This window comes from Hymenobacter ruber (assembly GCF_054783255.1).
The window spans coordinates 1,801,959-1,826,254 of the sequence record NZ_BAAGQX010000004.1 but is presented as its reverse complement, the minus strand read 5'-3'; the positions used below and the strand labels follow the sequence as shown (position 1 = coordinate 1,826,254).

The window sequence follows — 24,296 nt, the reverse complement described above, 5'->3', positions numbered from 1 at the left end:
TGGCAGAGCCGGTACGTCGTCCGGGCCATGCGCAGACTCGCAGCGTCCGCGCTACAGTACCTCCAGCTTCTGCCCTTGAATGGCCCTGGCCATCAGCTCCGGAAACCTGGCCGGGGTGCAGGCGAAGCTGGGAATCTCCAGTGCCGCCAGCTGCTCGGCCACGCGCCGGTCGAAGCTCGGGGCGCCGTCGTCGCTCAGGGCTAGTAGCACCACGATGTTGACGCCGGCGGCTTTGAGGGCGGCGGCGCGCTTTATCATTTCCTTTTCATTGCCGCCTTCGTAAAGGTCGGTGATGAGAACGAGGATGGTATCGGTGGGGCGCGTGATGAGCTGCTGGCAGTAGCTGAGGGCCAGGTTGATGTCGGTCCCGCCGCCGAGCTGTACGCCGAAGAGCAAATCCACCGGGTCGTGCAGGTTTTCGCTCAGGTTCACCACGGCCGTGTCGAAGACGACCATGTGCGTCTTCACCGCTTTCAGCGAAGCCAGCACCGCCCCGAACACGCCCGCATACACCACCGACGAGGCCATGGAGCCGCTTTGGTCTACGCAGAGCACAATCTCCTTCAGCGCCTGCCCGCGCCGGCCGAAACCCACCAGCCGCTCCGGAATAATGGTTTTGTGCGCCGCCTGGTAGTGTTTGAGGTTGGCTTTGATGGTCGCGCCCCAGTCGATTTCGTGGTAGCGCGGGCGCGGGTTGCGCACGGCCCGGCTCAGGGCGCCCTGCACGGCCTGGCGCAGCGGGTTGCTGAGCTTTTTTTCCAGCTCGCGCACCACTTTGGTGATGACCTCGCGGGCGGTGGCCCGGGCTTTCTGCGGCATCACCCGGCTCAGGGACATGAGGGTGCCCACGAGGTGCACGTCGGCCTGCACCGTGCGCAGAATCTCGGGCTCCAGCAGCAGTTGATTCAGGCCCAGGCGCGTCATGGCGTCCTGCTGCATAATGGCCACCACCTCGGTGGGAAAGTACTCCCTGATATCGCCCAGCCAGCGGCTCACGCGCGGCGCCGAGCCGCCCAGGCCGGCCTTGCGCTCGGCCTTGTCGCCGTCGTAGAGGGCGGTGAGCACGTCGTCCATGCGGCCGTAGTCGGGCGGCATTTGCACGTTGTTTTCCGCATCGGCGGCGCTGCCGAGAACGAGTTTCCAGCGGGTGGGGGTGGCGGACATATGGGAGATTAAAACTTAAGTGGCTTACTAGAAGAAGCTGCGGTCAAGTCTTTTGCCCCAACCGTGCATGTCGTCTTTTTAAAAGGCGAGCAAAGAAATTTTTCAATCGGAGGAAGGTGATAGCCCTTTTCAATCATAAATCGGACGATATGCATTGTTGGCGCAAGTGTGCATTCGCTATAACCAACCACCCCAGCATACAGATTTCCGCGGCCAACCTCAATTGTTTCATCAATGCAAGCAAGGAGTTTGGGAGAAAGAGCATAATAAACCTCTTTTAGTCGTTGAATCTGTGAGGGTGCGAGGTGAGTTTCAGCTTGGTCTACTAAAATGGATTCCGAATAAAAATCCACTGCCTTTTCTTCCCATCTGCTTAAATCCGGGTTGCTGGTAAAATCCCAGAGGCACGATAAAAGAGGCTGAACGTCGGTTAGGTTAATATTTTCGGCGGCGAAAGCCGTTTCCAGACAGCAAATGCAATAGGCAACCCTGCCCGTGATTGAAACTGTGCGAAGCTGTTGCTCCAATGGGCCCACCAGTGTCAGTTCGGGTCGCCCGAAAACGGTTTTAAAAAAATCAAACATGATTAACTCCTAACATTATTCCCAACTCAAACGCCCAGCAACACCCGTAGCCCCGGCAGCACCCGCGCCCCGCGCTCCCAGTCAAAATCAACCTCCGAGGCCGCTACCGGCGCGGCGGCATCTGAACTGGCAATTTCCAGAATCTGGCGCCGCTCGGGCAGCGAGAAGTCGGTGAACGCCCGGCGCAGCAGGGGCACGATTTCGCGGAACGTCTCCTCGTTCAGTTCACTCAGCCAGGAGTCGAGCAGGTCGAATAACTCGCGATGATGGATAAGCAGCAGGCCCGAGCCGCGCAGAAAGCCCTCAATCCAGGCGGTAGCGTAGTCGGTGGGCTGGGCGGGGGCCAGGGCCAGGCCGAGGGCCGTGGCGGTAGCTTCCGGGCCGGCTTGTTGGGCGTCGAAGAGCAGGCGGGCAGCGGCTCCGGCCAGCAGGCCGTTGGTGGCGGCGTGGCGTTGCACGGCGGCCAGAGCGGCGTACCAGTCGGCTTCATGGGCCTCGTTTTGCAGCAGCCTGATAGCCTGGTGGGTGGCTTCGATGCGGGCTAAAAGGGACTTGGCCGCCTCGTAATCCAGGCCGGTGCAGGCGGCGGGGAGGCCGATGCACAGGCGCGGCACTAACTGGTGCACCACCTGGGCCACCTGGGCGGTATCGGTGCGGCGCACGTTGCCGTAGCGCAACACCTGGGCCAGCGGGGGCAGGGCGGCCAGCAGGTGGGTCACGTCGCGGGTGTCGGCCCCGATGGTTTCAAGGCGCGCCACCAGCGCCGGAATGGCCGCCCCGAGGTCGGCGTGCAGTGCCTCTTCGAGCAGGGTGCTCACGGCTTCCAAAGTAGTCGCTTCGGCGGCGCGGGCGGTGGCGCGGGCAGCGGCGGCGGCCAGCACGGTGTTGCCCCAGCGGCCGGCCTCAATCACGGCCAGGGCCATTTCGGGCTCCCATTCCAGCGTCCAGATTTCGTGGAAGGTGCCGCTTTTGCCGGCCACTTCCTCGGGCTCGCCCCAATTAATGTCGAGCAGGCGCAGGCGGTGCAGCAGGTGGCTGCGGTCGAGCTGGGCGGGCTGGCGCAGGTCGAGGTCAAGCGGCTTGGCAATGGCTTCGGGCTTGAGACGCAGGGACTTTTGCTGCTGGGCCAGGTCCTGCTGCAATGGCGTCGCGGGCAGCCCGGCCGGCACCTCGCCCAGCTTCACGCCAATCACCAGCTCCTTGTGCACCAGGGCCAGCGGTTCGGCATAGCCCCCGCCCAGAATAGCCACGGCGGCTTCCTGCAGCTCATCAATACCTGGCAGCGCCAGCCCGCGCACGGCAGCCAGCGCCGCGGCCAGCCGCACGCCCTCAATGGCGTGGGCCGAGGAGGCGTCCACGTCCTGCCCGCGCAGCAGGCGGGTGGCCTGCACCATCCAATGCGTAAGGACTTCGGCCCGCGGCTGGGCAAACAACAGCTCGTACCAGGCCGGCGAGAGCACGCCCGCGCCGTAGCCGGAGCTGAATGACAGCCGCTCATAGGTCCACGGAATCCAGGTGGTTTCGGTGGCGACTTTCTTCAGGCCTTTCAGCCGGGCTTTATCTTCCTTTTTGAACAGGTCGGCCTGCAAAACAGGGGCGTGCCAAGCGCCGCACACCACCGCCACGCGCGGGTAGCCCTGGGCCAGCGTGGCGCGCAACGTTTCGCGCATGAATGCCTCGCGCAGCAGGGTTTCCTCGGTTTCGGGGTGGCGCAGCTCCTCACGCAGGGCGGTCATCATATCCAGCACCACGGCGAAGGTGTCGGCGTTGCCGGGCGCGTGTTCGAGGTGGGTTTCCCACCACTGCTCGGAGTCGGTATAGCCGGCCAGGCGGGCGATGTAGGCGACGGGGTCAGTGTCGGGCTCTACCTCAAGCGAAACCTCCCCCCCTGACCCCCTCTCCAAAAGAGAGGGGGCACCGGTATTGCTTTGGTCAGGTTCAGCATAATAATCGTTCTCGCGAGCCGGTGTTCCCCCTTTTTTGGAGAAGGGGTCAGGGGGGGAGGTTCCAGCGGGCGTCAGTTCCGCCACCTCATCCCGCATCCCAAACCGCAACGACATAGGCAAATCCATGCACCGCATGTGCGCCCCATTACGGGCGCACCACTGCACCGCCTGCCACTCCGGCGAGAACTCCGCGAACGGCAAAAACGAAGCCTGCCCTTGCTGTTTGGGATTATATACCAGCAGCGCCACCGGCGGCACCAGCTCCGGGTGGGTGGCGGTGGCCAGAGCGGCTTCGGCATCGGCGGGGCACTCCAGCAGCACGATGTCGGGCCGGAAGACTTCGAGGGCGGCCACGAGGCTGGCGGCGCTGCCGGGGCCGTGGTGGCGGATGCCGAACAGGCGGAGGTCGGTGGGCATGGTAGGTAATTAAGAAGCCTGTCCCGGGGCCTGCCACTTTGGCAAGACCTCGCACAACTGTTCGGCAAATTCTTTGGTCAATCTGTTTGGACCGCCTTCATCCGCAAAATGTTCTTCAATAAGTCGAGTGATTGCGGGGGAATAGCAAATTTTTGGTCGAAACCGCAAAAGCGTATTTACCCTCATCACTAACTTCATCAACTGTTTTGACTTTCGTTGGTGCCCTATCACTGTCACAGCATCACACATTCCTGGAAACCAGTCAATAATATAAACCTTTGCGCCGGGTTTGAAATGTTTGGTACCAGTTCGGATTTCTTTTCCCTCAGGACCATATAGGCGTTCAGCAACGACATTAGCTACCGCTGTCCAGTATAATTTAGGCACGGCGTCAAATTCTGGAGTCATCACCGAATAGAAATGCGTTTAAATTTTCAAGACAACCTTTTTGTAGATAAGTGACTGCACTTCCGTTTTTAAATTCCCCAACATATTTGGGAAAATTAACCCAGTCAGGCACTTGGAAATGTTGTGCGCCATGGCTCTTAGTGGAATAAGTGTATCGGCCTTCGATAACTCTAATTAATGCAATGCCATGCGCTTTCGCATATTTGCGGGCCCCCTCCTGAAAATCGCTAGTTGAGAATAAAATCCCTTTTTGCGCACCTATGGCCCGCAATTTATCATACAGTATTTGTATGGCTTCTCTCTTTATTCTAGATGAATATCTTTTGCATTCCACAAGCACTTTGAAATTAACTCCTAGGTATTCGAATTCTGCAAATACATCTATTTGGTATTCACCATCGGGCCCTTTCAGCTTTATATCGTGTGTCGCAACAAAGGATTTCAAAGGTTCTCCTTGCTGAATTAAATAATCTCTCACTAATTCTTCGAACTCACGTGGTGAGATGTCTGCGTTTATATCTTCTGGCACTATCATAGTCAACCCAGCCTTACTCCACTACCTCCCGGCACGCCCTATACAAATCCTTCCAGCCCTCGCGTTCCTTGGCTACGGTTTCGAGGTATTCGAGCCAGACCACACGGTCGGGCGCAGGGTCTTTGATGACGGCACCGGTGAGGCCGGCGGCCAGGTCGTGGGCGCGCAGGGTGCCGTCGCCGAAGTAGGCGGCCAGGGCCAGGCCGGAGTTCATCACGGAGATGGCCTCGCCGGTGCTCAGGGTGCCGCTGGGCGACTTCAGCTTGGTTTTGCCGTTGTCGGTCACGCCCTGGCGCAGCTCGCGGAAGATGGTGACGAGGCGGCTGATTTGCTCCAGCGCGGGGGCCTCCACGGGCAGCTGCAGGGCCTGGCCCTGCTTGGCCACGCGGGTTTGCACGATGTGGACTTCCTCGGCCAGGGTGGCGGGCAGGGGCAGCACCACGGCGTTGAAGCGGCGGCGCAGGGCGCTGCTGAGCTCGTTCACGCCGCGGTCGCGGTCGTTGGCCGTGGCGATGACGTTGAAGCCCTGCCGGGCCTGGATTTCGGTGCTGAGCTCGGGGATGGGCAGCACCTTTTCGGAGAGCATGGTGAGCAGCGTGTCCTGCACGTCGGAGGGGATGCGGGTGAGCTCTTCGATGCGGACGAGCTGGCCGGTTTCCATGCCTTTGTAGAGCGGGCTGGGCACTAGGGCAGTCAGGGAAGGGCCTTCGGCGAGCAGGCGGGCGTAGTTCCAGGAGTAGCGGAGGCTGTCTTCGGCGGTGCCGGCGGTTCCCTGCACCAGCAGGTTGGTGTGCCCGCTGATGGCGGCGGTGAGGTGCTCCGACACCCAGCTTTTGGCCGTGCCGGGCACGCCGAGCAGCAGTAGGGCGCGGTCGGTGGCGAGGGTGGCGACGGCAATTTCCATCAGCCGCCGCTGGCCGATGTATTTGGGCTCGATTTCAAAGCCGTTATCGAGCTTGCCGCCCAGCAGATACGTGACGACGGCCCAGGGCGAAAGGTGCCAGCCGGGCGGCTTGGGGCGGGTTTGGTCGGTGGCTTTGAGAGCGGCCAGCTCTTCGGCGTAGAGGTCTTCGGCGTGGGGGCGGAGCAGGGTGGGGCTCATGGTTTGGTTGGCATTTGTAGAGACGCGACACTTCGCGTCTCGTCGTTGCTGATGTTGTTTAAACTGTGTGGGTTTCGGTCGTTCAACGACGAGACGCGAAGTGTCACGTCTCTACTCGTTCAGCGACGATTCCAAACCGGCCTGGAAGCGCAGGGTATCGACAAACGTATGGAGCTGGGGCTGAAAAACCGAGTGGGCCTGCTCGATGGCTTCGATCTGCTGAATGGCCCAGGCGGCATCGGCCGGTGCGAGGCTGGGGGCCACGGTTTGGGGCAGCAGCCAAGCCAACTGGCGTAGGTTGTAGGGCGGCGCGTTGAATTCGTAGAGCACGGCCGTTTTGGTGAGTTGGCGGGCAATGGTTTCGAGCACGGCGGCACTGAGGGCACGGGGCCAGGGCGCGGGCACGAAGCTCAGGCCCAGGGCCCAATCGTCCTGCTGGCGGCGTACCCGTTCGATGGTAGGCGCGAGCAGGAGCGTGCGTTGCTCGGTCGCCGGCAGCAGGGCGGCCAGCCGGCCCCAATCGATGCTGCGGGCGCAGCTGGCTTTTTCCAAAGCGGGCAACTCCTCCTGCCACAGCTTCAGGAAGGCGCTGGCAAAAGCGGTGTCACGGTGCAGCAGGGTACTGTGCGCCCAGCTGGGTAGCAGGAGTAGTGCCCACTCGGAGGCCAGCGCGGCTGCGAGCAGTTCGCCGGGCGTGAGGCCCAGGTGGGCGGTCCAGCGCCGGGGTGGCAGCAGCCCCACTAGGTTGCCGAGGCGGCCGGCGGCCGGGCCCAACGTGGCTTGGTTGCCCGCATTGTTGCTGATGCGGTACTCGAAACGCCCGTTTTTTTCTTCAATGCCATCGAGTAGCCAGGATTTGTCCCAGGCGGTGGGCAGGGTGATTTCGAGCGTGGGTTTGCCCAGGCCCAGCAGCTTGCGTTTGGCCGTGATGAGTGGCGCGGCGCGGGCCCAGAGCCGCTCGGTAAGCGCCGCGCCGGGAATTTGCACCAGCAATTCAGTTGCCAGGCGGCGCACATCCTGCCCCCGGGCTTTTAGGAGGACTTCGAGCACGGGCTCCGCATCGGGGTGCAGGTGCCGGGCCAGAATATCAAGCAGGGCTTCCTGCATTTTGGCCGGCTCGGCGGGCAGGGCGGCCAGGAGCAGGGCACGGGCTTCGTCGGGCGATTGGCTGAAGCGCTCCGTGAGCCAGGCCAGTCGTTGGGGCGTCGTGCCGGTTTCCCAGATACTCACGCCGGTATCTGCCTGGGCAATGGCGGCCGTTTTATCAGCCAGCTTGGCCCACTCGGGGTTTAGGCCAGCCAGCCAGTGGCCGCGCGCGCCTAGCACCGGCCCCAGCGCGGCGCGGGTTTCGGCGGAGCGCGTGGCGTGGTGCAGCAGCGGCACGAGCAGTGCTGGCGGCACCAGCAAGTCGCGGCCGGCCAGGCGGGTGAGGTAGTCGGGCAGCAGCTCCAGGTGCAGCGAGTTGACCAGCATCTGGTGCAGGTGGCTGCTGCCTCTGGGGCCAACGGTCGGAAGCAGCTCGGGCGGCGCGGGCGCGAACTGCGGCCCTGTGGGCGCGGCCGGTTGGTAACCGGCTTTTTGCATCAGGGCCAGCGTGCCGGCGGCAAGTAGCAGCTGTTGTTCGGGTGTTTCAGCAGTAGTCGGGAAGGTGGGAATGGGCTCGCCGCTTTGCCGCGTACCGAGCAGGGCCACGCGTAGAAGTTGAGCCGATTGGGGCCAGGTGGAGGCGCCGTTTCTCGCTGCACCCTCCGGCCCCATTTCCATTGAATAGAGAGAGTCTGCTAATTCTTGAGCCGCGTGCGTAGATTCTTTTTCTTCGTCGGAAAGGGAGCCAGGAGAAGAAGCGAATGGTGAGGCGCTGGAAGCCCAGCTGCTGAGCGGCCGAAATGCCTGCCCGTCCCACTCGCCAAAGAGCGAAATCGGCTGGCCACCGCTTTCGGCCAGCAGCTGCCAGCCAAAATTTTCATCAACCAGGCGCAGCGGCAAAACGCCGGGCTCAATGGCGTGGTGCAGCAGCCAGCGGCCGTCGGGCAGGGGCGCGGGCAGCACCTGCGTGAGCGTGGCGGGCCATTCGCGCAGCCAGGGCTGGCGGGCGAGGGCATGGGCATAGTCGTCGAGCAGCTGGCTGATGGACTGGCCGGCAGGCACCACGCCCGCAGGCACCGTGCCATCAAACCTGACATTGACCGGCGCGGCCCGTAGCGGCAGCAGGCCGGGGTAAAAAGCCAATTCGCCCAGATAAGTGCCGTGGGGAATAAAGGGCGTGCTGAAAGGCTGGCCACCGAAGGAAAACTCCAGTACCAGCGCCGTTTGGCCAGTATTGCGGCCGTGGAGCCAGGTGCGGCGGGCCGTCAGGCGGTCCTCGTCCCAGCGAAACTGGCCCAGCACGCGCCAGGAGTCGGCCACGGGGGCGGCGGTGGCGAGCAGGTCCTCTTTTTTCAGGTTAATGCCGACTTGCTGAAGCACCTCGGCGCGGGCCTCGGAACCCAGCCCCTGCAGGTTAAGAAAAGCGCGGGCCAGCAGGTACAGCTCGCCCAGGCGGCCCAGCAGGCGCGTGGGCCAGTCGGCGTGGGCGTGGCGCAGGGTGGCCAGCTCGCGCACCGTGGCAGCTAGGCCCGGTAGTTGGTTATCAACCAGCCGGGCGGCCTGGCTTTCCCAGAAACTGGCCGGCTGTTTGTCGAGCGAAGCCAGGCCGGCGCGCATCAGGTCTTCGAGCCAGGCCACGAAGTCTTCGGCCCCGGCCCCCATGCGGGCCAGGCGCTTGGGGTCGACGGCCGGGGTGGTGGAAACAGCTGTTCCGGCGGTCTCGCCATCCGGCAGCGTTTCCGGATAAGCAGCGCCCGGAGAATCGGCACCAGCAAGCAGCTCCGCCTTTACAGCGGGTGTTTTGGGGGCTTTAGCAGCAGGTTTTTCTGCCTTTTTCTCCTGCGTTTGCTGGCGCTTTTCCAGCCATTCCTCCAGCCAGGCGGGTGGGGTGCTGCCGCCAAAAAGCTCCGGCTGGCGAGCCATGAGCAGCAGCAGGCCCGCACCGTGCTTACACGGGAAAACGCGGCTGGGGCAGCTGCATTTGAAAGCCGGTTCCGTCAGGTCGATGCCGGTGCGGTAGGGCTTGCTGCCGCTGCCGGCGCAGTCGCCCCAGGCGGCCGTATCGGTGCGGCCCAGGCTGGACCATTTGGCGGGTTTCAGCAGCTCCTGGCCTCGTTTGAGGGTGCCGGGGTCGGTGATGAGGGCGAGGGCCTGGGCTTCGGAGTAGGAAATCATGCGGGGCGGGGCAGGTCCCAAATGTATGTAGCACATGCTTCAGCTTGCGCATCCCGACGCAATTCAAGCACGGGCAATCAGGCCATGGCACAAGCTAAAGCACGTGCCACTGCCTACGCGAAAAAATCGCCCGGGTCGGCCTGGCTCAGGTACTTGCGCAGCAGCGCCAGCGAGCCGAAATACGGCAGCACGCAGGCCAGAAACTGGTCGGCCAGGGCCGGGCTGCTGGCGTAGGCCACAAACGTCTGGCCGCTTTCGGCAAATTCTATCTCATCGAGCAGCGCGGGGCAGTGCTCTTCCACAATGGTTTCGAGGTGCTCGGCCCACGAAGCCGGCGTGCCGCCGAAGCCGAAGTGCTGAAACAGCGCGTAGTAGTCCTCCAGCCCGCCCACATCGGCAAAAATCACCAGCTGGTATTCGGGCGAAATGGGGGGCGGGGCGGGAGCGAGCTGAAACGGAAAGGTGGCCGACATGCCCCGAAAGTACGCCTACTTGCGCCGCCGCAGCGCCACTACCAGCCCCACGCACAGCACGGCGAGGCCCGCAATGAGGGCATCGCGCACGAAATGGCCCTGCTTGGCTTCGGCCACTTCGGCTTCGAGGTCGCGCTGGCGGGCCAGCTGCTGCTTTTCGCGCTGGCGCAGGTTTTCGGTTTCGTTGCTGAGCTCCGAAAGGCGCTGGGCCGTGAGGTTGCGGTCGTCGCGCGAGCTGGTTTCGAGGTGGGTGGTGGTGGCGGCCAGGCGGGCCGACGTGGTAGTGGCCGCTTGGGCGGTGCGGTTAAGCACGTCCACAATCTGCTGGTCCTTGTCCACGATGCCTTGCAGGGCATCGACCACTTCCTGCAGGTCCTTTTTGGAGGGCTTGTTGCCGAACAGGCTGTGGCGCTGGGCGCTGGCTTCGCGGTAGCGGTCGGTCAGGGTTTTGCGCTCGGCCAGCAAGCCGGGCAGGGGCGAATCGGGCGTGAGGGCCGGAGTCTGGGCAGCCGTGGCTACGCTCAACATAAGGCCGCCACCGAGGGCCAGGGTGCGAAACAATTGGCGGCGGGTGGTTATTTGCAAACTGTCAACCCAGGAAAACAACAAGGAAGTACGCATGAAGGAAATTCAACTAATGAAAAAAGGCAGCCTCTTATTGCTCGGGGCGCTGAGCGTGTGGAGCTGCGAAACGGCCCGGCCGAAAACGCCGCCCACTTACGGCGGTGCGGCATCGGAAGGGCTCTACGAAAAAGGCGGCAGCGGCGTGCTGCCCTTCCTGATTCAGGCCACCAGCCAGGACGAAACCTACGGCTTTACGGCAAACAACCCGGTGCGGGTAGGAGGCGGGCGCGAAGCCGGCGTGCGCAACCAGCAGCGCTACCTCAATGCCCTGCTGGGGCCCCGGGGCGAAACGCTTCAGTACGAGCACGAAGGCAGCTGCTGCGCCTTCAAAATCGGGGACGGCGGTATTGACAACGAAGGGCAGCTCGACGTGTACTCCATCACCTGGAAAGGGCAAAAGCAGCCGCTTAAACTTTACCTGAACATGTACGAGGAAGGCCCGCTGGCATCGCCCGTGGGCCTGAGCGCGGCCCGCTAACCCGGCCGGCCAGCGGGGCTAAGCTCAACCAAAGTGCGGACGAGCTACGTAGTAACCAGCGCGCCGGCAAGGGGAGGACCCCGCCCCGCCGGCCGCCCGGTATGAAAAATATTCTGGCTATGCTCTCGCTCCTCACGGCTGGCTGCGGCACCTGCGAAGAGGTGAATCTGACTCCCGACGAGCGCGCCTGGTTCGCCCCGTACCCGGACGGCACCAAAGTCACTTTCCGCAGCAACCGGGGCACCACCAACACCATGCTGATGCAAAAGCGGCAGGAATGGCACGAAAACACCAACTGCAATATGCTGGAGGCGGGCGCGTTCCAACCCATTTTCGTGCAGGTGGTACTGCAGCCCGCCACCGAATACGACCCCCAAAACAAGGGCTTCACGTTCAGCATCCATAAAACCAGGCCGAACCAGCCCGGCGACCTCAAATTCTCCGCTGCGGGCCTCGACTATCCCCGGCCAGCCGGCCTGGGCGTGCGCCCCAACGAGCTGACTTCGGAGCCCTGCACCCTGAGTACTTCCGGCAAAAGCTACCCGGCCGTCTACGTTTTCCGCGAGGGCCAGAACGCCAAAAACTTCGGCAACGGCCACCTGCGGGCCATTTACTGGGACAAGCACGACGGCCTGATTCGCTACGACCTGGCCGATGGCGAGGTGTTTGAGCTCGTGGGGAAGTAGCTGCGCGCTAGCTACGTAGGCTCCTGCTGAGGCGGGCAGCCTACGGCCGTGGCGGAATTGGGTAAAGGTTTTTCCGTGCGAAATCGCGCCAATAGCGGTACTTTTAACCTACCTGCCGCTACCTATGTCCTCCCCGTACTACCTCCGCCTTGCTGCCCTGGCGGCCGACCCCGCCGCCGCACCCGCCGACCAGCTTCCCAAGCTGCGCAAGCTGCTCGAAGCCGTGCTGCGCAACGACTGCAAGGCCCGCGAGGTTCCGTTTATCGACCTCAACCAGGCCATTGGCCAGGCCGCTTACACGCACGAACTGCCCGCCGCTCTGCGCCAGCAGCTGCAGGCCCTGCGCCTGGCCGCCAACCTGGTGGTGCACGAAAGCTACGCCGGCACCCGCGCCGAAGCCGCCAACGGCTTTGCTGCAGTAGCGGCGCTGGTGCTGCACCTCACCGGCGCGGCCTACGCCGGCCCTGCGCTGCCCCAGCCCATTGCCGAAGCTGCCGCGCCCATCGAATCGGCTGAAATTGCCGTTGATGCCGGTGCCCATATTCCCGAAGCCGCCGCCAGCACCACCTGGCGCGTGCGGGTGCTGCACGCCGACCTGGCCACCGGCGCGCTCACCGTCGAGATGGCCGCACCCGCCGATGGCCGTCCCGCCGGCCCCTTCGCGCTGGTGTTGCCGGCAGCGTATGAAAACGTGCTGCCGCTGGCCGCCGCGCTGCACCCCACACTGCACCTCATCGGGCCGGTGCTGCTGGCCGATGGCAGCGTGCGCGCCCGCCGCGTGGTGCTCGAGCCCGACTACCTCATCAGCGTTACCACCATTGCCGAGTGTGCCCAGCGCGACGGCACCATCCCCGAATGGGCGCTGCTGAACGCGTTTCTGCCCGATGACATTTCGCGCCCGCTGGTGCTCGGAAACCTGGTGAACCTGCTGCTGGACGAAGAGGTGAGCCACGCCGGCCGGCAGGAAGAATCGAAAGCACGGCGGGAAGCCGCCAAAAAACGGCAGCAACTGGAGCGGCTGGCCAGGTTAGCCGGCCACGCAGTCGCCACTGCTGATGCGGGAGCTGACGAGAATGAAGAAGCAGAAGCCCCAGACAGCGAGCAGCCAACCGCCAAAGAATTCGACCTCGAAACCTTCTTCAAAGGCCGGCTTTTCCGTTCGGCGCCGCTTTCGCTCAGCACCTTACCCGAGTTTCAGACCCGGACCGGCGTGCCCGAGCTGCTAAACGACCTGCGCCGCCACCACCGCACCCTGCGCGAAACCCGCGCCCTGGGCTTTGTGGCTGCCAGCCGCACCGGCTACCAGCAGGAGCCCCTGCGCCTGGCCGACTGCTTCCTCGAACCGACCTTTCTTTCGGCCACCTACGGCTTGCAGGGGCGGCTCGATTTGCTGCACGAAAGCAGCACCGGCTATGACCTCATCGAGCTGAAAAGCTCGACCAAAGTGCCCCACGCCGAGCCCTGGACCAACCACGCCGCCCAGGCCCAGCTCTACCGCTTGCTGCTCGAATCGGTGTTTGGGGCCGATGGCGAAACCGCCGGCCGGGGCCGCACCAGCATCCTGTACTCCAACGCGGCCAGCGGCCAGCCCGCCGTGCGCCGCGTCGACCAGGACCAGGATTTGATTGACCGCCTGCTCTCGGCCCGCAACCAGCTCGTGGGTACCGAGTTGCAGCTGGCCCGCGCCACCGGCCCCCGCCAAACGGCCCACCTGCTGGCCCCCGTGCTGCATCCCAACCTCATGGCTCTGCCGCCCTTCGGCAAAACCAAAGCCGAAAAAGTAGCCAACGCCTGGGCCGCCGCCGACCCCGTGGAGCGCGCTTACTGTCTGGAATTAGCCCGCTTTTCGGCCCGCGAAATGCGTCTCACCCTGCTTGGCGACGAAGCCCGCCCCGGCGATGCCGGCGGTCAGGCCGGCCTCTGGCTGCTGCCCCAGGCCCGCAAGTACCAAAATTTCAGCCTTCTCGATGACCTGGAACTCGTCGAAGACCACAGCGGCGCGCCCGATGATGCCCGCGACGGCCTCGGCCCACACCTCATTTTCCAGCGCCCCGCCGGGGGGCGCGAAGTCAACTTTCGCGCTGGCGACACGCTGATTCTGTATCCACGTCGCCGTAGCGCCCGCGAAACTGCTGCCGCTGAGGCTTCCGAAGAAACAGCCGTTTCCACCTCAGCCGAAGGCAGTTCGTCAATTCACCAGTCCACCAGTCCACCAGTTCACCAACTTAGCGTCCTGGATGCGCAGGTGGTGAAAGTCGTCCTTGCCGAAGACCTCGGGGCTGATGGCCGCGTGGTGCTCAGCGTGCGCAACCGCCGCATGGCCCCGCGCTACCTGCTGGGCCACTCGCACTGGGCCCTGGAGCCCGATACCTACGACACCTTCCGCCGCGAGTGGGCCGGCCTCTCGTCCTTCCTCGGCCTGAGCCCCGAGCGCCGCAAACGCCTGCTTGCCCGCACTGGCCCGCGCGAGCCGGAGGGCTGGAGCCCTGCCGCTGCGCCTGCTACCACGGCCCCCGAAGTAGTGGCCCGCGCCCTGGCCGCGCCCGACTGGTTCGTGCTCTGCGGCCCGCCCGGCACCGGCAAAACCCGCAGCGTGCTGCGCGAGCTGGCCAAAAACCTCTATAAACAGGACAAGCAGGTGCTGCTGGCCGCCTACACCAACCGCGCCGTGGACGAAATCTGCGAGCAATTGGTCGAAGCGAAATTGCCTTTCATTCGGGTGGGCTCGCGGCTGGGCACTTCCCCGCAGTATCGGCCGTACCTGCTCGATGCCATGATTGCCGACTGCGCCAGCCGCCAAACCGTGCGCGCCCGCCTCACCGGCACGCCGTTTTATGTTGGCACGGTGGCCAGCCTGCTGGGCAAGCCCGAGCTGTTCATGCTCAAGCAGTTCGACGTGGCCGTGGTGGACGAGGCCAGCCAGGTGCTGGAATCGCCGATGCTGGCGCTGCTGGCCAAAGTGAAGAAGTTCATCCTCATTGGCGACCATCGCCAGCTGCCCGCCGTGGTGGCCCAGGAGCCCGAAACCAGCGCCGTGGCCCCCGAAGTGGCCGATTTGCTGCGCGAAAACCTCGGCCTCACCAACCTGCGCAACTCCTACTTCGAGCGCCTGTTCCGGCGGGCCGAGGCGCAGTGGCCGCACGCCCACGGCACCCTCGCCGACCAGTACCGCATGCACCAGGAGCTGGCCGTGCTCGTCAACCAAGACTTTTACGAAGGCCAGCTGCGCTGCCCGTTGCCCTGGCAGGCCGCCCCGCTCGACCGCGCCGCCTGGCCCGCGGCTTCCGATGATTTTACGGCTGCGCTGCGCCGCCAGCGGGTGGTTTTCGTGCCCACCCAGCGCCAGCCCGAAGATTTATCCATGAAGGAATCGGCCCAGGAGGCCGAGCTGGCGGCCCGCGCTGCTGCCTACGTGGCCCAGGGTTTTGGCGATAAATTCAATCCCGAAACTACCCTCGGCATCATCGCCAGCTACCGCAACCAGGCGGCCCGCATCCGCGCCCGGCTGGCCCAGCTGGCCCGCGAAATGTCTTTGCCCGCCTTGGCCCAAATCAGCGTCGATACCGTGGAGCGCTACCAGGGCAGCCAGCGTGAGGTCATCATTGTGAGCTTTTGCTGCCACCACGAGCACCAGCTGGAGCTCATGGTGTCGCCCGACGAAACCGGGCAGGTCGACCGCAAGCTGAACGTGGCCCTTACCCGCGCCCGCCAGCAGCTGGTGCTGCTCGGCAACGCGGAAATGCTGAGCCGCGCCCCCCACCACGCGGCCCTGCTGGCCCGGGTGCGGTAGCGCGGCTCCGCGTTATCTGCTGATGACCTGTTCTACTTGATGTCCACCACTTCTACTTCGAAGCGCAGGGCCGAGTTGGGAGTGATGCCACCGGCAGACCCTTGCACCCCATAGGCCAGCGCCGAAGGAATCAGGAGCTCGGCCTTGTCGCCTTTGTGCATCAGGGCAATGCCTTCTTCAAAGCCCGTAATCAGCTGGCCGCGGCCAAAGGTGAAGCTTATGGGGGTGTTGTTGTGCAGCGACGAGGCATCGAACACAGTGCCGGTCGCATCAAATAAGTGCCCGGTGTAAAGCACCGTTACTGTATTCCCGATGGCCGGCCGCACGGCGCTGGCATTGGTGGTTACGGGCAGAAAGTATAGTCCGGAAGCTTGTTTCTGGGCCGTGGTGATGCTTTTGGTGGCCAGATAGCTCGTAATCAGGTTGTCATCATACGTCGGCACGTCCACTACTTCCACCTCGAAGCGCAGCACCGAGTTGGCCGGAATGCTACCAACCGCCTTCGTGCCGTAGCCCAGCGCGGAAGGCAGCAGGAACTCTGCCTTATCCCCAACGTGCATCAGCGAAACCCCTTCGTCGAAACCCGGAATTATTTGGTTCGCGCCCGGCACGAAGGTCAACAACGGGTTGGTATGCTTCGAGGAAGCATCGAATACCGTGCCGGCCGCATCCAGCAAATGGCCGGTGTACAGCACCGCTACCGAAGTGCCGGCAGCTACTTTGGGTGCATTGGGGTTGGTGCTGACTGGCAGGAAATAAAGGCCGGATGGCTGCTTCTGAGCCGTAGTAATGTTGTTGGCCGCCAGATACTTCGTGATGGTTTCCTGGTCAACCCCGCTGTAGTCCACAACTTCCGGGTCGTCCTTTTTGCAGGCGGTGGTAAACAGGCCCGCGGAAGCCAGCACGGTTAACAGAAACAAACGCGTGAGCGCGGCGGAAAAATAAGATTTCATAGGCTGTTTTTTGGAGTAAAAATAGGGCATCGTGGCCGGCAGAACATGAATTTGCTATCCGGCGTTCGCGTTTTTTACCTGGCCAAGGGCGCTGGGCCCAGTAATTTTTCCCGAACTGATTGAACCCAAACCGGCCTCCATGCCCAGCACCAGCCCGATTCCCAGCGTGTAGGCCACCATATCAATCCACTCAAACTGGCTGCCCAGCACAATGCGCGCCACCCGCGAATGCTGCCAGCCCAGCCAGCTCAGCAGGTGTACATATTGCAATCCTTCAATCAGATAAGCCGTGAGCAACACGCCGAGGGCCACTTTTCCCGGAGCGGCCTTCAGCAAGCCCCGGGCGAGGCAATAGAGGAAGATGGTGGCCAGAAAATCGCCGGCGTAGGGCCGAATGATTTTATCGTGCACGAACAGGGCGATGAATACTTCCAGCAGGAATAATAAGCTGGCCGCCAATAAATAACGTTTGCGAATCCGAATCATGCGTTAATTAAAACCCGACACGAGAATCAGCCGTGGTGCATGGGGCACCGGCGGGCCGGCACAAAAGCCATAGCCGGTTCGGCCGGCATGGACGGGGCCAAATCCAGGGCCTGAATCCGAGCCCGGTATTCCGTCGGCAGCATGGCAGTCTTTGCCGACTGGCTCACTTGCCAGTGCCGCGTAAGACGGTAAAAAATCACGGCCGGGCTTATGAAAACACCGACTGGCAATTGCAAAAGCCGCCGCACGCGGGCCGGCACCACCAGCCCCTGCACCATGCGTAGCAGTCGGTAGCGTGGCCCGCCCAAATGCCGCCGGTATTGCTGATACAAATCGGACGTGTACGTGCTGGCAGCCGTGTCGCGGACCAAATGCTGCTCGCGGGCGGCGCGCCATTCCGGGTAGGAGGTGGGCAAATCGGGGACGCCCATGCGCTGTCCTACCCGGCAAAAAACGGTTACAATTTCCTCGCGCTCGGCATCGGTCAGGGGCCGTTCCAGCACTTCAAAGGCCCGCATGGAGTAGCCGATGAGCATGAACAGCACGTCGCGGTAGGCCCACGCCGGAATGGCGCGCCCACGCTTGGCCTCCACCGCCGCATGAATAGCGGCAATGCTGTCAATGGCCCGCTCGGCCCCGGCCCGGTCGGCAAACACGATGCGGCGGGCGTAGTCCACCGTAGAAAAGAGCCGCGCCAGCGGGTCGGCGGGCAGGCGGCCGGTGAAGTAGAGCCAGTCCACGGCCTTGTTGAGCGCGAACTCGGCCGCCGCCCCGGCAAAGATGAACAGCACCGTATCGGAAGTGCCCCAGATGCGGCGCACGATGGAATTGGGGGCCACGAAGTAATCCATAACGTTTTTCTAGCGGAAGCGAAATCAGAACACCAAGCTGCAGGCCGATAATTCTGCTGCAAATTTATAAAGAACTTTGTAATTCAAAGTTAATATCGAGAATTAGTTTCGTTGAGTAGGGTGCGGGGCTTGCCCCCGCCCGTCGTTGAACGGAATAATTGTAACAGTGCGAACGACGGGCGGGGGCAAGCCCCGCACCCTACATTTTTCGTTGCAAATGGGCTACTTGGGTAGCAAATCCGGCACCACCGTACCAGCCGCCACCTTTGGCCGCTTGTAGAAATACAGAATCAGCAGGGGCAGCAGCGTCAGCTCGGCCACTACGCCAAACAGCAGCGTGAGGCCAATGAGCAGGCCGACGTAGAACGTGCCGTCGAACTTCGAAAACAGCAGCGTGGAGAAGCCGCCCACCAGAATGAGCGAAGTGGTGATAACGGCCTTGCCGGCCAGCAGGTAAGTGTAGCGCACGGCCTTGAAAATATCTGGCTCCTTGCCCAGCGTGAGGCGCAGCTTGCTGATAAAGTGGATGGTATCATCGACCGCGATGCCGAATGCGATGGTAAAAATGATGCTGGTGCTCACCTTCATGTTCACACCGGCCAGGCCCATCACGCCGGCCACGATGATGATGGGAAGCAGATTAGGTATGAGCACCACGAGGGTCATGCGGAAGGATTTGAACAGCGCCAGCACGATGAGCGTGACCATCGCCACATCAATAGCCATGCCCTGAATCATGTTCAGGGTCAGGTTTTCGTTGTTTTTGTCGATGAGGTTGGACGAGCCCGTGAGGCGGGTGCGCAGCACTGTGCTGTCAGAGCCAGTGCGCAGGTAGCGGCGCAGGGCGGCGTTCAGCTTGTCGGCCCGGATGCTGCCCACGTCGGCCATGCGGCCGGTGAGGCGTCCGGCCGAGCCATCGGGCAGGGCCAGGGCGCTGAATTCGGGCTTTTTGCGGAACTGCCAGAGCTTGCCGCGCAGGCTGCGCATTTCCAGCGTGTCGGTGGGCAAGCGGTAGTCGGCCAAGCCGCCGCCGTGCAGGGCCTTGCGCACCGATTTTACCAGCGTGACGGGCGAGGCGGCGAAGCGCAGGCCGTAGGTATTCGCCAGGTAGCCTTCGATTTGCTCGGTCTGGCGCAGCACGGCCAGGTCGTAGATGTCGCGGCCGCCGGCCGGTTTCAGCTCCAGCTCGAAGGGCCGCACGCCAGCAAACTGCCGGTCAAAAAAGGCGAAATCCTGGCGCACGGGGTCGCTTTTGGACAGGTCATCAAGCAGCGAGGAATTGATGTGGACCCGCGTGGCCAGCCCGATAGACGCCGCCAGCACCAGCCCGCTCAGCGTGAAAATCAGCCGCCGCCGCACCAGCACCTGCCGGAACAGCCGCCCCAGCACGCCGTCCCAGCTGTGGCCCTGGCGGCGTGGCTCGCGCAGCTGGGGCTTGCCCAGCAGCACCAGCATGGCCGGCAGCAGCGTGAAGCTGAGAATAAACGCCAGAATAACCGCAATGCCCGTGAACAGCCCGAAGTTGTGAATGGGCCGAATCGTACTCGTCATCAGCGTGAAAAAACCCAGGCTGGTGGTGAGCGCCGACAGCCCCGACCCAAAGCCCGATTCCTTGATGGTAACGCGCAGTGCGTCTTTCTTGCTGGCCCCGTAGCCCAGCTCGCTCACGTAGCGGCTGATGATGTGAATGGTGTCACTCATGCCCACCACGAAGAGCATGAGCGGGAGCAGGGCCGTCATCAAATCGATGCTGACCCCAAACGCGGCCATGATGCCCAGGCCCCACAAAATGGCCCCCAGCACCACCACCAGCGGCAAAACCACGCCCCACCACGTCCGAAACGTGAGCCATAGCAGCCCCGTTACCAGCAGCACCGACAGCGACATGAACACCACCAGCTCCCACTTCAGCCGGTCCACAAACACGGACTGCGCCACGATGCGGCCCGCGAAATGCACCCGCTCCTCGGGGATGTGCAGGCGGGCCAGGCCGGCGCGCAGGTCGGCGAACAACGTGTCGCCGGGCGGCTTTTCGAGGTCGGGCGTGAGCTGGAGCACCAGGGCCAGGGCGCGGGCATTGGGGCTGAACACGTTGCCGGCGAGGCCGGGCGTGCGGTAAATCAGGGTCGAGTCGGCGGCGCGGCGGGCGGGGTCGGTGCGGTAGGTGGCGGGGTGCAGGTAGGGGAGGCTGAACACGCCCAGGCCCTCCACCACTGTATTGTTCAGCGTGGTGGGCGAGGTAACGTGGAGCACGTTCTTTTGCCGCTCGGCCAGGTGAGTCAGGGAATCCACCTGGGCCAGAAAAGCGGGGTCGAACACAGTGCGGCCAGCGGGAGCTTCCACGCCCAGCAGCAGGTAGTCGTTGTCGTTGCCGAAGCGCTGGGTGTAGCCCTGGTAATAGTCCAGGTCGGGGTCGCCGGCGGGATAGAAGTCGTTGAAATTGTAGTTGAACCGCAGCTGGGCGACAAAAAACGCGCTCAGGGCGGTGAGCAGGCCCAGCACGAGCAGGGTGGTATGGGCGTAGCGGCGTAGGGACATAAGAGAGCGGGCACGGACACGGCCGCAACGGCCGCCTAATCTTTTCAGCAACGCCGGCCGAACTGCTGAACCGTAGCCCGGCCGCGCAAGCGTCGCAGCTACCAGCAACGCCCCGGTTTCGTCAATTGTTTCGGTTCCCACGCCTTATTAAAACGCAAGGCCGGCTCATCTCCGGCGGGCGGCATCGGCCATGCGGGTGCGCCCGTGTTACTTTTTACACAAGGACTTTGACTTATTGTAGCAACAACAATTTGGGCGCAATTACCGGCCCCGGCCGGCCCATCTTTGTGGTTTCGTTGTCTCCAAATCTTTGCATTTATAGCATATATGAGAAGAACATTATTCCTTGCGGTTGCCCTTCTTAGCTTCGTTTTTACCACCCACGCCCAAACCCCAGCGCCGGCCCAGGCCCTGAAAAAAGCCATTCTGAAAAACGATGCCGTCGCCGCCGATGCGCTGCTCACCGCCGGGGCCAACCCGAATGCCGTGATTGAAGTAGTGCCCGGCTTCGCCACCACCTACCTCATCACCGCCGCCGCCAACAACAGCCTCGCCCTGGTGCAGCTGCTGCTCAAGAACAAGGCCCAGGTCAACCAGCCCGATGCCTTCAAAGGCACCGCCCTGATGGCCGCCGTCGGCAAAGGCAACAAGGCCCTGGTCGAGCTCCTGCTCAGCAGCGGGGCCGATGCCCGTGCCAAAGACGACGACGGCAAAGACGCCCTGGCCCTGGCCAAAGAGAGCGGCAACAAGGAAATCGTCACACTGCTGGAGCAGAAGCTGAAATAACGGAACAGCTTTCTGGAAAAGCGCCGCCATTGTGTATCTTAGGGCCTGCTAATCGTTGCATTACTTTCATCCCCTCACTCCACCTCGTTTCCCATGAAAAATACCCTGCTCGCCCTCGCCCTGTTTGCCTTCGCCGGCACCACCGCTTTCGCCCACGACGGCCACGACAAAGACGGTAAAAAAGGCAAGAAAGAAACCTGCACCAAAGGCATGGCCGGCGGCCACTCGTGCTGCATGAAAGGCGGCAAAACCGCCAGCGTGAAGCCCTCCGCCAAGCCGGAGGCTGCCGTTAAGCTGTAATTACTCCGGCTTCGGCCGCCACTAAGAAACAAAAAGCCGCTTCGGAAACGAGGCGGCTTTTTTTATATGAAGAACCCATTATTTGGTTTGCTGTGGGTAATAGACTTTGACGGCTTGTGGCAATTCCATTCCATCTTTTTCATACAACAGTGTCAGGGTGGTTTCGAAAGCAGGTGAAGCAATATCAATGCACCACTTTGGGTCTATGGACGGAAACTGTCCAGCCAGTTTACTATTGAATTGATACCATCCAGCCGTTTCTTCCGTCAGGCGAAGCACCGTTTCAGAGTTGTGAATATCCATGCATATCAAATCAGTGGTAAATAAGTCCGCCTTATACCCAAAAATTGCTCGAATATCTTTCCAGTCAATGTGAATATTTTGACTGTTCAATAAAGCATCGAAACCACTTGTAGAATAAGTGAAACTGCCCAAATCATTATAGATGAATTTAAAGTCCTTTTTAGTTTCTGCTTTAAAGCCTTCGATACCTGTGAAAATGCTTTTCTGCTTTGAGTTTAGCAGGGGGTAGGTTAAGACAAGCGCGCACAACCCAAAGAATATGAGTCCACTTGTGAATTCAGTCCAATAGCAGGCAACTACAAGTACCCAACTAATGAGCGGCAGAAAAATGTACTTAACTCGGCTTTTATAGTTTGCTTGCTGATGACGTTCATTATTCATGTTTGAATAGCATTAGGGGAGTAGACCACACTCTTACAAACCTAGCCTGAAAATGCTTGGGCAAGAATGCCGCTGCGATTATCCACTATTTTTACCCCTGATTTCGTTTATAGAATTCTCCGTCCCATGCGCCAATACCAAGCTCTGCTCCGCCAAATCCTCGACACTGGCACCGTGAAAACCGACCGCACGGGCACCGGCACGGTATCCATTTTCGGCCCCCAAATGCGGTTCGACCTGGCCGAGGGCTTCCCGCTGGTGACCACCAAAAAGGTGCACTTGAAGAGTATCATCCACGAACTGCTGTGGTTCCTTAAGGGCGACACCAACATTGCCTACCTCAAGGAGCACGGCGTGAAAATCTGGGATGAGTGGGCCGATGCCAACGGCGACCTCGGTCCCGTGTACGGCCACCAGTGGCGCTCCTGGCCCGACGGCCACGGCGGCCACATCGACCAGATTGCGCAGATTATCCAGCAGCTCAAGACGCAGCCCGACTCGCGCCGCATCCTCGTTTCGGCCTGGAACGTGGCCGAACTGCCCGACATGAAATTGCAGCCCTGCCACGCCCTGTTCCAGTTCTACGTGGCCGATGGCAAGCTCTCCTGCCAGCTCTACCAGCGCTCGGCCGACGTGTTTCTGGGCGTGCCCTTCAACATTGCCAGCTACGCGCTGCTCACCCTCATGGTGGCCCAGGTGGTCGGGCTGCAACCGGGCGAGTTCATCTGGACCGGCGGCGACACGCACTTGTATTCCAATCATCTGGAGCAAGCGCGTTTGCAGCTGGAGCGGGAGCCCAAAGCCCTGCCGCAGATGCGCATCAACCCGGCGGTGACCGATATTTTCGGGTTTCAGTACGAGGATTTCAAGCTGGAGAATTATGAGCCCTGGCCCGCAATAAAAGCGCCGGTTGCCGTTTAAACGGCAGCATGAAACACGGACTACTAACGGCTTTCTGTTGCGGTCTCTGCGGCCTGGCGCATGCGCAAACCTATTCGGCACCGGGAATGCCGCTGCATATGCAACGCCGCCCGTCCACGGCCCAGGAAGCGGCTGCTGAAACGTCGCAATCCTATACCGCGCCCCGCTTCTGGAAGCTGAAAGATTCGGCGTATGTGAAAGCCGCCGCACCTTTCTATCAGTACGTCGGCCGCCGTTTTACGTGGCCAAGCTCGACTTTCAAAGCCGGCATAGAGGGCCAAATCACGGTGCGCCTGATACTGCGGCCGGATGGTACCGTCAGCCAGGCCGAAATTGCCCAGCGGGCCTTGAAACAGGCAGCGGGCTACATCCCGGAAGAAGGTTTGGAAAAAGGAACCGCTGCACTTGAAGCCGAAGCCCTGCAGTTCATGAAGAAGCTTCGGTTTGAGCCAGCTGCCACCACCGACACCATTACGGTGCCGCTCAGTCTCCGAATGCAATAAGTGTTTCCCGGATAGCTGAGGACATGCTGTAAGCCCGTTCGGCCACGCTGCTTAGGGAGCGAACTGCCGCCACATTGGCCGTAAAAACGGCATCGGCAGCCAGCAGCGCTTCCCGCCCGAATAGCCCTTCCCGGCATGCCATTCCCGCCGCCCGGGCTGCCCGCAGCACCTGCGCCCGGCGCACGCCTGCCACGCAGCCCGTTTCGAGCGCGGGCGTAAACAACACTTCGTCCTTCACCCAGAAAATAGCCGCCGCTCCGGCTTCCGCAATGTGCCCAGCCGCATCGCAGAGGATGATTTCATCGAGGCCGCGCTGCTGCCGCTCGTGCGCCGCCCGCACGTAGAGCCACGCCTGCGGGCCTTTGCAAAAGCTGAGCGGGGAATGGATGGAATGCGTTTCCCGCGCGAAATCAGCTTTTTCGATGGGCGTTTCGTCCGGCACGAAGGCTTCGGCGGTGGCCAGCCATTCGGTGGCCTCGGTGGTGGGGGTGTAGCGGCCGCCGCCGGCGCGCCAGAGCTGCAGGCGCAGGCGGGCGACAGGCAGGTTGTGGGCGGCGGCGAGGCGGGCCAGGGTGGTTGCGAGGGCTTCGGGCGTGGCGAGCTCGCGGGGGAGCGTGAGGTAGAGCGCGGCGGCGGCCCGGTGCATGCGCTGGCAATGCTCGGCGGCAAGGCGCAGGCGGTTATCGGCGAAAATCAGGGTTTCAAAAAAGCCGTCGCCGAACGCCAGGCCGCGATTGGGCAGGGGCAGGGTGGTAGCGGGCAAAAGGTGGTTATTAAGCAGCAGCATGAGGTGCAAGGTAGGGCCG

The 24,296-nt window shown here is 62.3% G+C and carries 22 protein-coding genes; 7 read left to right on the top strand and 15 right to left on the bottom strand.

The window, feature by feature from the left end; all coding sequences use genetic code 11:
• Positions 1-51: 51 nt before the first annotated feature.
• The 9 genes from ACYVM5_RS18340 to ACYVM5_RS18300 form a co-directional block, all read right to left on the bottom strand.
• Entirely contained in the window at positions 52-1,164 is a 1,113-nt protein-coding gene (locus ACYVM5_RS18340) for a vWA domain-containing protein (RefSeq protein WP_460619544.1), read from the bottom strand.
• 8 nt (positions 1,165-1,172) lie between these two features.
• Positions 1,173-1,748 carry a hypothetical protein gene (locus ACYVM5_RS18335; RefSeq protein WP_460619543.1) on the bottom strand — a complete coding sequence of 192 codons (576 nt, stop codon included), beginning with the start codon at positions 1,746-1,748 and terminating at the stop codon, positions 1,173-1,175.
• Positions 1,749-1,774: 26 nt separating this feature from the next.
• Positions 1,775-4,111 carry a DUF5682 family protein gene (locus ACYVM5_RS18330; RefSeq protein ID WP_460619542.1) on the bottom strand — a complete coding sequence of 779 codons (2,337 nt, stop codon included), beginning with the start codon at positions 4,109-4,111 and terminating at the stop codon, positions 1,775-1,777.
• A 9-nt stretch (positions 4,112-4,120) separates the two neighbouring features.
• Positions 4,121-4,519 carry a hypothetical protein gene (locus ACYVM5_RS18325; protein ID WP_460619541.1) on the bottom strand — a complete coding sequence of 133 codons (399 nt, stop codon included), beginning with the start codon at positions 4,517-4,519 and terminating at the stop codon, positions 4,121-4,123.
• The gene (locus ACYVM5_RS18320; RefSeq protein WP_460619540.1) at positions 4,503-5,054 is read right to left on the bottom strand and encodes a restriction endonuclease; all 552 of its coding nucleotides are present in this window, start codon (positions 5,052-5,054) and stop codon (positions 4,503-4,505) included. The genes ACYVM5_RS18325 and ACYVM5_RS18320 overlap by 17 nt, the downstream gene beginning before the upstream one ends.
• Before the next feature lie 13 nt (positions 5,055-5,067).
• Positions 5,068-6,156, bottom strand: a complete 1,089-nt coding sequence (locus tag ACYVM5_RS18315) for an ATP-binding protein (protein ID WP_460619539.1) — start codon at positions 6,154-6,156, stop codon at positions 5,068-5,070.
• Between the two features lie 111 nt (positions 6,157-6,267).
• Entirely contained in the window at positions 6,268-9,417 is a 3,150-nt protein-coding gene (locus tag ACYVM5_RS18310) for a DUF5691 domain-containing protein (RefSeq protein ID WP_460619538.1), read from the bottom strand.
• Positions 9,418-9,530: 113 nt separating this feature from the next.
• Complete coding sequence (locus ACYVM5_RS18305) at positions 9,531-9,890, bottom strand: hypothetical protein (protein WP_460619537.1); 360 nt, start codon at positions 9,888-9,890, stop codon at positions 9,531-9,533.
• Between the two features lie 15 nt (positions 9,891-9,905).
• Positions 9,906-10,511, bottom strand: a complete 606-nt coding sequence (locus ACYVM5_RS18300; protein WP_460619536.1) for a hypothetical protein — start codon at positions 10,509-10,511, stop codon at positions 9,906-9,908.
• Between the two features lie 16 nt (positions 10,512-10,527).
• Between ACYVM5_RS18300 and ACYVM5_RS18295 the strand changes: the two genes are divergently transcribed.
• The 3 genes from ACYVM5_RS18295 (at position 10,528) to ACYVM5_RS18285 (ending at position 15,468) form a co-directional block, all read left to right on the top strand.
• A complete protein-coding gene (locus tag ACYVM5_RS18295; RefSeq protein ID WP_460619535.1) occupies positions 10,528-10,992 on the top strand; it encodes a hypothetical protein in 465 nt (154 codons plus the stop codon).
• Positions 10,993-11,093: 101 nt separating this feature from the next.
• Positions 11,094-11,678: a hypothetical protein gene (locus tag ACYVM5_RS18290; protein ID WP_460619534.1), complete on the top strand. Its 585-nt coding sequence runs from the start codon at positions 11,094-11,096 to the stop codon at positions 11,676-11,678.
• A gap of 124 nt (positions 11,679-11,802) precedes the next feature.
• A complete protein-coding gene (locus ACYVM5_RS18285; protein ID WP_460619533.1) occupies positions 11,803-15,468 on the top strand; it encodes a DEAD/DEAH box helicase in 3,666 nt (1,221 codons plus the stop codon).
• Positions 15,469-15,500: 32 nt separating this feature from the next.
• Here ACYVM5_RS18285 and ACYVM5_RS18280 read toward each other — a convergent pair whose 3' ends face one another.
• From ACYVM5_RS18280 to ACYVM5_RS18265, 4 genes are all read right to left on the bottom strand, one after another.
• A complete protein-coding gene (locus ACYVM5_RS18280) occupies positions 15,501-16,421 on the bottom strand; it encodes an FKBP-type peptidyl-prolyl cis-trans isomerase (protein ID WP_460619532.1) in 921 nt (306 codons plus the stop codon).
• Between the two features lie 54 nt (positions 16,422-16,475).
• A complete protein-coding gene (locus ACYVM5_RS18275; RefSeq protein ID WP_460619531.1) occupies positions 16,476-16,907 on the bottom strand; it encodes a ribosomal maturation YjgA family protein in 432 nt (143 codons plus the stop codon).
• Between the two features lie 26 nt (positions 16,908-16,933).
• A complete protein-coding gene (locus ACYVM5_RS18270) occupies positions 16,934-17,758 on the bottom strand; it encodes an oxygenase MpaB family protein (RefSeq protein WP_460619530.1) in 825 nt (274 codons plus the stop codon).
• Positions 17,759-17,980: 222 nt separating this feature from the next.
• A complete protein-coding gene (locus tag ACYVM5_RS18265) occupies positions 17,981-20,296 on the bottom strand; it encodes an efflux RND transporter permease subunit (protein ID WP_460619529.1) in 2,316 nt (771 codons plus the stop codon).
• Positions 20,297-20,623: 327 nt separating this feature from the next.
• Between ACYVM5_RS18265 and ACYVM5_RS18260 the strand changes: the two genes are divergently transcribed.
• Positions 20,624-21,082, top strand: coding sequence for an ankyrin repeat domain-containing protein (locus tag ACYVM5_RS18260; protein WP_460619528.1), 459 nt, complete (start codon positions 20,624-20,626; stop codon positions 21,080-21,082).
• Positions 21,083-21,175: 93 nt separating this feature from the next.
• Positions 21,176-21,382, top strand: coding sequence for a hypothetical protein (locus ACYVM5_RS18255; protein WP_460619527.1), 207 nt, complete (start codon positions 21,176-21,178; stop codon positions 21,380-21,382).
• Between the two features lie 78 nt (positions 21,383-21,460).
• On the opposite strand, the gene ACYVM5_RS18250 is transcribed toward ACYVM5_RS18255, so the two are convergent.
• On the bottom strand, positions 21,461-22,066 hold the full coding sequence (locus tag ACYVM5_RS18250; RefSeq protein ID WP_460619526.1) for a hypothetical protein: 606 nt from the start codon (positions 22,064-22,066) through the stop codon (positions 21,461-21,463).
• 126 nt (positions 22,067-22,192) lie between these two features.
• Between ACYVM5_RS18250 and ACYVM5_RS18245 the strand changes: the two genes are divergently transcribed.
• Positions 22,193-22,987 carry a thymidylate synthase gene (locus ACYVM5_RS18245; RefSeq protein ID WP_460619525.1) on the top strand — a complete coding sequence of 265 codons (795 nt, stop codon included), beginning with the start codon at positions 22,193-22,195 and terminating at the stop codon, positions 22,985-22,987.
• Positions 22,988-22,995: 8 nt separating this feature from the next.
• Positions 22,996-23,490, top strand: a complete 495-nt coding sequence (locus ACYVM5_RS18240; RefSeq protein ID WP_460619524.1) for an energy transducer TonB family protein — start codon at positions 22,996-22,998, stop codon at positions 23,488-23,490.
• Here the strand turns inward: ACYVM5_RS18240 and ACYVM5_RS18235 are convergent.
• The gene (locus ACYVM5_RS18235; protein WP_460619523.1) at positions 23,471-24,277 is read right to left on the bottom strand and encodes an aminotransferase class IV; all 807 of its coding nucleotides are present in this window, start codon (positions 24,275-24,277) and stop codon (positions 23,471-23,473) included. The two genes, ACYVM5_RS18240 and ACYVM5_RS18235, sit on opposite strands and share 20 nt — an antisense overlap.
• Positions 24,278-24,296: the final 19 nt, after the last annotated feature.

Coding starts and splice junctions, on each gene's coding strand:
- ACYVM5_RS18340 (WP_460619544.1), bottom strand. CDS start 1,164: ATGTCCGCCACCCCCACCCGCTGGAAACTCGTTCTCGGCAGCGCCGCC.
- ACYVM5_RS18335 (WP_460619543.1), bottom strand. CDS start 1,748: ATGTTTGATTTTTTTAAAACCGTTTTCGGGCGACCCGAACTGACACTG.
- ACYVM5_RS18330 (WP_460619542.1), bottom strand. CDS start 4,111: ATGCCCACCGACCTCCGCCTGTTCGGCATCCGCCACCACGGCCCCGGC.
- ACYVM5_RS18325 (WP_460619541.1), bottom strand. CDS start 4,519: ATGACTCCAGAATTTGACGCCGTGCCTAAATTATACTGGACAGCGGTA.
- ACYVM5_RS18320 (WP_460619540.1), bottom strand. CDS start 5,054: ATGATAGTGCCAGAAGATATAAACGCAGACATCTCACCACGTGAGTTC.
- ACYVM5_RS18315 (WP_460619539.1), bottom strand. CDS start 6,156: ATGAGCCCCACCCTGCTCCGCCCCCACGCCGAAGACCTCTACGCCGAA.
- ACYVM5_RS18310 (WP_460619538.1), bottom strand. CDS start 9,417: ATGATTTCCTACTCCGAAGCCCAGGCCCTCGCCCTCATCACCGACCCC.
- ACYVM5_RS18305 (WP_460619537.1), bottom strand. CDS start 9,890: ATGTCGGCCACCTTTCCGTTTCAGCTCGCTCCCGCCCCGCCCCCCATT.
- ACYVM5_RS18300 (WP_460619536.1), bottom strand. CDS start 10,511: ATGCGTACTTCCTTGTTGTTTTCCTGGGTTGACAGTTTGCAAATAACC.
- ACYVM5_RS18295 (WP_460619535.1), top strand. CDS start 10,528: ATGAAAAAAGGCAGCCTCTTATTGCTCGGGGCGCTGAGCGTGTGGAGC.
- ACYVM5_RS18290 (WP_460619534.1), top strand. CDS start 11,094: ATGAAAAATATTCTGGCTATGCTCTCGCTCCTCACGGCTGGCTGCGGC.
- ACYVM5_RS18285 (WP_460619533.1), top strand. CDS start 11,803: ATGTCCTCCCCGTACTACCTCCGCCTTGCTGCCCTGGCGGCCGACCCC.
- ACYVM5_RS18280 (WP_460619532.1), bottom strand. CDS start 16,421: ATGAAATCTTATTTTTCCGCCGCGCTCACGCGTTTGTTTCTGTTAACC.
- ACYVM5_RS18275 (WP_460619531.1), bottom strand. CDS start 16,907: ATGATTCGGATTCGCAAACGTTATTTATTGGCGGCCAGCTTATTATTC.
- ACYVM5_RS18270 (WP_460619530.1), bottom strand. CDS start 17,758: ATGGATTACTTCGTGGCCCCCAATTCCATCGTGCGCCGCATCTGGGGC.
- ACYVM5_RS18265 (WP_460619529.1), bottom strand. CDS start 20,296: ATGTCCCTACGCCGCTACGCCCATACCACCCTGCTCGTGCTGGGCCTG.
- ACYVM5_RS18260 (WP_460619528.1), top strand. CDS start 20,624: ATGAGAAGAACATTATTCCTTGCGGTTGCCCTTCTTAGCTTCGTTTTT.
- ACYVM5_RS18255 (WP_460619527.1), top strand. CDS start 21,176: ATGAAAAATACCCTGCTCGCCCTCGCCCTGTTTGCCTTCGCCGGCACC.
- ACYVM5_RS18250 (WP_460619526.1), bottom strand. CDS start 22,066: ATGAATAATGAACGTCATCAGCAAGCAAACTATAAAAGCCGAGTTAAG.
- ACYVM5_RS18245 (WP_460619525.1), top strand. CDS start 22,193: ATGCGCCAATACCAAGCTCTGCTCCGCCAAATCCTCGACACTGGCACC.
- ACYVM5_RS18240 (WP_460619524.1), top strand. CDS start 22,996: ATGAAACACGGACTACTAACGGCTTTCTGTTGCGGTCTCTGCGGCCTG.
- ACYVM5_RS18235 (WP_460619523.1), bottom strand. CDS start 24,277: ATGCTGCTGCTTAATAACCACCTTTTGCCCGCTACCACCCTGCCCCTG.